The sequence below is a fragment of the Nocardioides sp. P5_C9_2 genome, assembly GCF_054049555.1.
The window spans coordinates 1-7,151 of sequence record NZ_JBFUMD010000176.1 but is presented as its reverse complement, the minus strand read 5'-3'; the positions used below and the strand labels follow the sequence as shown (position 1 = coordinate 7,151).

Here is a 7,151-nt window from a genome sequence, read left to right as displayed (position 1 = left end):
GCCCGGTGTCGTGCCTACGTCGAGGTCAGTTCTGGTAGGAACCGAAGTCGAAGTCGTCCAGCGCGACGGCCTGGCCGCCGTTGCCGAAGTCGTAGTCGTAGCTGTCGTAGCCGGTCACGGAGTACGCCGCGGCGCGGGCCTCCTCGGTCGGCTCGACCCGGATGTTGCGGTACCGCTCCAGGCCGGTGCCGGCCGGGATCAGCTTGCCGATGATCACGTTCTCCTTCAGGCCACGCAGGCTGTCGGAGCGACCGTTGATCGCGGCGTCCGTGAGCACCCGGGTGGTCTCCTGGAAGGAGGCCGCCGAGAGCCACGACTCGGTCGCGAGCGAGGCCTTGGTGATGCCCATCAGCACCGGGCGACCCGAGGCGGGCTTGGTGCCCTCGGAGACCGCGCGGCGGTTCTCCTCCTCGAAGCGCACGCGGTCGACCAGGTCGGACGGCAGCAGGTTGGTGTCGCCCGACTCGATGACCGTGATCCGGCGCAGCATCTGCCGCACGATGATCTCGATGTGCTTGTCGTGGATCGACACACCCTGCGAGCGGTACACGTTCTGCACCTCGTCGACCAGGTGCTCCTGAGCCTTGCGGACACCCAGGATGCGCAGCACGTCCTGCGGGTCCTCGGTACCGACGGTGAGCTTCTGGCCGACCTCGATGTGGTCGCCGTCGGCCACCAGCAGGCGCGAGCGCTTGCTGACCGGGTACTCCTGGACCTCGGAGCCGTCGTCCGGGGTGACCAGGACCTTGCGGGCCTTGTCGGTCTCCTCGATCTCGACGCGACCGGCCGCCTCGGCGATCGGCGAGCGACCCTTGGGCGAGCGGGCCTCGAAGAGCTCGACCACACGGGGCAGACCCTGCGTGATGTCGTCCGCGGAGGCCACACCACCGGTGTGGAAGGTACGCATCGTCAGCTGCGTGCCGGGCTCACCGATCGACTGGGCCGCGATGATGCCGACGGCCTCGCCGATGTCGACGAGCTTGCCGGTCGCCAGCGAACGGCCGTAGCACTTCGCGCAGGTACCGGTGCGGGCGTCACAGGTCAGCACGGAGCGGACCTTGACCTCCTCGATGCCGGCCGCGATCAGCTCGCCGATCTTCACGTCGCCCAGGTCCTCACCGGCGGCGGCGAGCACGTCGCCCGACTCCGGGTGGGTGACCTCGACGGCCGACGAGCGGGCGTACGCCGCGGTCTCGGCGTTCTCGTGCTTGCGCACGACGCCGTCCTCGCCCCGCTCACCGATCCGCTTGGGCAGACCGCGCTCGGTGCCACAGTCGTCCTCACGGATGATGACGTCCTGCGAGACGTCCACCAGACGACGGGTCAGGTAGCCCGAGTCGGCGGTGCGCAGCGCGGTGTCGGCCAGACCCTTGCGGGCACCGTGGGTGGAGATGAAGTACTCCAGGACCGAGAGGCCCTCACGGAAGTTGGCCTTGATGGGCCGCGGGATGATGTCACCCTTCGGGTTGGCCACCAGACCACGCATGGCCGCCACCTGACGGATCTGCATCATGTTTCCGGAGGCACCCGAGTCGACCATCATGTAGATCGGGTTGGTCCGGTCGAAGTTGGCCTCCATCGCCTTCGCGACGTCGTTGGACGCCTGGGTCCAGATCTCGATGAGCTCCTGGCGACGCTCGTCGTCGGTCACGAGACCGCGCTCGAACTGCTTCTGGACCTTCTCCGCCTGCGCCTCGTAGTCGGCGAGGATCTCGGCCTTGTTGCCCGGCGTCGTCACGTCGTCGATGGAGACCGTCACACCGGAGCGGGTGGCCCAGTGGAAGCCGGCGTCCTTGAGGGCGTCGAGCGAGGCAGCGACCTCGACCTTGGTGTAGCGCTCGGCGAGGTCGTTGACGATCGCGCCGAGGGCCTTCTTGCCCACCTCGTAGTTCACGAAGGGGTAGTCGGCCGGCAGGGTGTCGTTGAACAGCACCCGGCCCAGCGTGGTCTCGAGCAGGACCGAGCGGCCCTGCTCCCAGTCCGCGCCGGCCTCGTCCTCGAGCGGCGGGACGATGTCGTCGAGACGGATCTTCACCGTGCTCTGCAGGGTGATCTCGGCCCGGTCGTAGGCCATGATCGCCTCGGACGGGGTCGAGAAGATCCGGCCGTCGCCGACCTGGTCGTCACGGTCGGTGGTCAGCCAGAACAGGCCGATGATCATGTCCTGCGAGGGCATGGTCACCGGACGGCCGTCAGACGGCTTGAGGATGTTGTTCGTCGACAGCATCAGGATCCGTGCCTCGGCCTGGGCCTCGGCCGACAGCGGCAGGTGCACCGCCATCTGGTCACCGTCGAAGTCGGCGTTGAACGCGCCGCACACGAGCGGGTGGATCTGGATGGCCTTGCCCTCGATCAGCTGGGGCTCGAAGGCCTGGATGCCGAGGCGGTGCAGCGTGGGCGCACGGTTGAGCAGCACGGGGTGCTCGGTGATGACCTCTTCGAGGACGTCCCACACGACCGGGCGGGCGCGCTCGACCATCCGCTTGGCGGACTTGATGTTCTGCGCGTGCGACAGGTCGACGAGGCGCTTCATCACGAACGGCTTGAACAGCTCGAGCGCCATCTGCTTGGGCAGACCGCACTGGTGCAGCTTGAGCTGCGGGCCCGACACGATGACCGAACGGCCCGAGTAGTCCACGCGCTTGCCGAGGAGGTTCTGGCGGAAGCGCCCCTGCTTGCCCTTGAGCATGTCGGAGAGCGACTTGAGCGGACGGTTGCCCGGACCGGTCACCGGGCGGCCACGACGACCGTTGTCGAAGAGGCTGTCGACGGCCTCCTGCAGCATCCGCTTCTCGTTGTTGACGATGATCTCGGGAGCACCGAGGTCGAGCAGGCGCTTGAGGCGGTTGTTGCGGTTGATGACGCGGCGGTACAGGTCGTTGAGGTCGGAGGTCGCGAAGCGGCCACCGTCGAGCTGCACCATCGGACGCAGGTCCGGCGGGATGACCGGGACGGCGTCCAGGACCATGCCGATGGGCTGGTTGCCCGTCTTGCGGAAGGCGTCGACGACCTTGAGGCGCTTGAGGGCGCGGACCTTCTTCTGGCCCTTGCCGTTGGCGATGGTGTCGCGCAGCGACTCCACCTCGGCCTCGATGTCGAAGTCCTGGAGGCGCTTCTGGATCGCCGTGGCGCCCATGAAGCCCTCGAAGTACTTGCCGAACCACGTCTTCATCTCGCGGTAGAGGAGCTCGTCGCCGAGCAGGTCCTGCACCTTGAGGGACTTGAACGTGTTCCAGACCTCGTCGAGGCGGTCGATCTCGCGCTGCGCACGATCACGCAGCTGCTTCATCTCGCGCTCGGCGCCGTCCTTGACCTTGCGGCGCTGGTCGGCCTTGGCACCCTCGGCCTCGAGGGCCGCGAGGTCCTCCTCGAGCTTCTTGGTGCGGTCGTCGATGGAGGTGTCGCGACGCTTCTCGAGACGCTCGCGCTCCAGGCCGACCTTGCCCTCGAGCGAGGACAGGTCGCGGTGACGCGCGTCCTCGTCGACGGAGGTGATCATGTACGCCGCGAAGTAGATGACCTTCTCGAGGTCCTTCGGGGCGAGGTCGAGCAGGTAGCCCAGGCGCGAGGGGACGCCCTTGAAGTACCAGATGTGGGTCACGGGAGCGGCGAGCTCGATGTGGCCCATCCGCTCGCGACGGACCTTGGAGCGGGTGACCTCGACGCCGCAGCGCTCGCAGATGATGCCCTTGAAGCGCACGCGCTTGTACTTGCCGCAGTAGCACTCCCAGTCCCGGGTGGGACCGAAGATCTTCTCGCAGAAGAGGCCGTCACGCTCGGGCTTGAGCGTGCGGTAGTTGATGGTCTCCGGCTTCTTGACCTCACCGTGGCTCCACCCGCGGATGTCCTCCGCGGTGGCCAGGCCGATCTGAAGCTGGTCGAAGAAGTTCACGTCGAGCACGATGGCTGCAACCCTTCAGTTGGTACGAAATTCATGGGTGAGGGACCGAGGAGGGGCGGTGCGCCGGGGACCGGCGCACCGCCTCGTCACWCAGACTTCTTCGACCGAGCTCGGCTCACGACGCGACAGGTCGATGCCCAGCTCCTCGGCGGCCCGGAAGACGTCTTCCTCGGCGTCCTTGAGCTCGATGGCCGACCCGTCGTGCGACAGCACCTCGACGTTCAGGCACAGCGACTGCATCTCCTTGACGAGCACCTTGAACGACTCGGGGATGCCGGAGTCGGGGATGTTCTCGCCCTTGACGATGGCCTCGTAGACCTTGACGCGCCCGGGCACGTCGTCGGACTTGATCGTCAGCAGCTCCTGCAGGGCGTAGGCGGCGCCGTACGCCTCCATCGCCCAGACCTCCATCTCACCGAAGCGCTGGCCACCGAACTGGGCCTTACCGCCCAGCGGCTGCTGCGTGATCATCGAGTAGGGGCCGGTGCTGCGCGCGTGGATCTTGTCGTCCACGAGGTGGTGCAGCTTGAGGATGTACATGTAGCCGACCGAGACCGGCGCGGGGAACGGCTCGCCGGAGCGGCCGTCGAAGAGCGACGCCTTGCCGGTCTCGTCGATCATCCGCACACCGTCGCGCGTCGGGTACGTCGCACCCAGCAGACCGGTGATCTCGTCCTCGCGCGCACCGTCGAAGACGGGCGTGGCGACCTTGGTGCCCGGCTCGGACTTCTCGGCGTGGATCGCCATGAGGCGGTCCTTCCACTCCGCGGAGCCCTGGTCGTCGTGCAGGTCGAGGTCCCAGCCCTGCTTGGCCAGCCAGCCGAGGTGGAGCTCGAGGATCTGGCCGATGTTCATCCGGCGCGGCACACCCAGCGGGTTGAGCACGACGTCGACCGGGGTGCCGTCCTCCATGAACGGCATGTCCTCGATCGGCAGGATCTTGGCGATGACGCCCTTGTTGCCGTGACGACCGGCGAGCTTGTCACCCACCGAGATCTTGCGCTTCTGGGCGACGTAGACGCGGACCAGCTGGTTTACGCCCGGGGGCAGCTCGTCGCCGTCCTCGCGGTCGAAGACGCGCACGCCGATGACCGTGCCGGACTCACCGTGCGGCACCTTCATCGAGGTGTCGCGCACCTCGCGCGCCTTCTCGCCGAAGATCGCGCGGAGCAGCCGCTCCTCGGGGGTCAGCTCGGTCTCACCCTTGGGCGTGACCTTGCCGACGAGGATGTCACCGGTGGTGACCTCGGCGCCGATGCGGATGATGCCGCGGTCGTCGAGGTCGGCCAGGCCCTCCTCGGAGACGTTCGGGATGTCCCGGGTGATCTCCTCGGGGCCGAGCTTGGTGTCGCGGGCGTCGACCTCGTGCTCCTCGATGTGGATCGAGGTGAGGACGTCCTCCTGCACCAGGCGCTGGCTGAGGATGATCGCGTCCTCGTAGTTGTGGCCCTGCCACGGCATGAAGGCCACGAGCAGGTTGGTGCCGAGCGCCATCTCGGCCTGGTCGGTGCACGGACCGTCGGCGATCGGCGAGCCGACCTCGAGGCGGTCGCCCTCCACCACCAGCGGGCGCTGGTTGATGCAGGTGCCCTGGTTGGAGCGACGGAACTTGGCCAGCTTGTAGGTCTGGTAGGAGCCGTCGTCGTTCATCGTCTCGATGAAGTCGGCGGACACCTCCTTCACGACACCGGCCTTCTCGGCCACGACGACGTCACCGGCGTCGACGGCGGCGCGGTACTCCATGCCGGTGCCGACCAGCGGCGAGTCGCTCGTGATGAGCGGCACGGCCTGGCGCTGCATGTTGGCGCCCATGAGGGCACGGTTGGCGTCGTCGTGCTCGAGGAAGGGGATCAGGGCCGTCGCGACCGACACCATCTGGCGCGGCGAGACGTCCATGTAGTCGACCTCCTCGGCCAGGATCGCGTCGACCTCGCCGCGCTGCTGGCGCACGAGCACGCGCTCCTCGACGAACTTGTTGTTCTTGTCGAGGGGGGCGTTGGCCTGGGCGATGACGTAGCGGTCCTCGTCGTCGGCGGTCAGGTAGTCGACCTTGTCGCTGACGACACCCTTCTCGACGCGGCGGTACGGCGTCTCGACGAAGCCGAACGGGTTGATCCGTCCGTACGACGCGAGCGAGCCGATGAGGCCGATGTTCGGGCCTTCCGGGGTCTCGATCGGGCACATGCGGCCGTAGTGCGACGGGTGGACGTCACGGACCTCCATGCCGGCGCGGTCACGGGAGAGACCACCGGGGCCCAGCGCGGAGAGGCGACGCTTGTGCGTCAGACCCGCGATGGGGTTGGTCTGGTCCATGAACTGCGAGAGCTGCGAGGTGCCGAAGAACTCCTTCAGCGCCGCGACCACGGGACGGATGTTGATCAGGGACTGCGGCGTGATGGCCTCGACGTCCTGGGTCGTCATCCGCTCGCGGACCACGCGCTCCATGCGCGCCAGACCGGTGCGGAGCTGGTTCTGGATCAGCTCGCCGACCGTGCGCATGCGGCGGTTGCCGAAGTGGTCGATGTCGTCGGCCTGGACCTTGACCGGCTTGTCGTCGGGGCCCATGACCACGTTGCCGGCGGCGTCGACGAAGTCGGGCGCGTCGACCGGCGTGCCGGCGGCGTGCAGCTCGACGATGTAGCGGATCGCGGCGACGATGTCGTCGACGGTCAGCGTCTGCTGGTCGAAGGCCTCGGCCTGGCCGAGCTTCTTGTTGATCTTGTAGCGGCCGACCTTGGCCAGGTCGTAGCGCTTGTTGTTGAAGTAGTAGTTGTTCAACAACGTCTGCGCGGCCTCACGCGTGGGCGGTTCGCCCGGGCGCAGCTTGCGGTAGATGTCGAGGAGCGCCTCGTCCTGGGTCTGCGGGGTGTCCTTGTCCAGCGTGAGCATCATCGACTCGTACTGGCCGAACTCCTCGCGGATCTGCTCGGTGGTCCAGCCGAGCGCCTTGAGCAGGACGGTGACGTTCTGCTTGCGCTTGCGGTCGAGCCGCACGCCGACCAGGTCGCGCTTGTCGATCTCGAACTCGAGCCAGGCGCCGCGGCTCGGGATGAGCTTGGCGGTGTAGATGTCCTTGTCGGACGTCTTGTCCGCCGAGCGCTCGAAGTAGACACCGGGCGAGCGCACGAGCTGGGACACGACGACCCGCTCGGTGYCGTTGATGATGAAGGTGCCCTTGCGGGTCATCATGGGGAAGTCGCCCATGAAGACCGTCTGGCCCTTGATCTCACCGGTCTCGTGGTTCATGAAC

At 67.3% G+C, this 7,151-nt stretch carries 1 protein-coding gene and 1 pseudogene; both read right to left on the bottom strand.

The features are described 5' to 3' along the window. Positions 1-25 precede the first annotated feature (25 nt). The gene (locus tag ACXJKL_RS10550; protein WP_457207011.1) at positions 26-3,901 is read right to left on the bottom strand and encodes a DNA-directed RNA polymerase subunit beta'; all 3,876 of its coding nucleotides are present in this window, start codon (positions 3,899-3,901) and stop codon (positions 26-28) included. A 117-nt stretch (positions 3,902-4,018) separates the two neighbouring features. Next, positions 4,019-7,151: pseudogene (rpoB, locus tag ACXJKL_RS10545) on the bottom strand (DNA-directed RNA polymerase subunit beta); the annotation flags it as partial.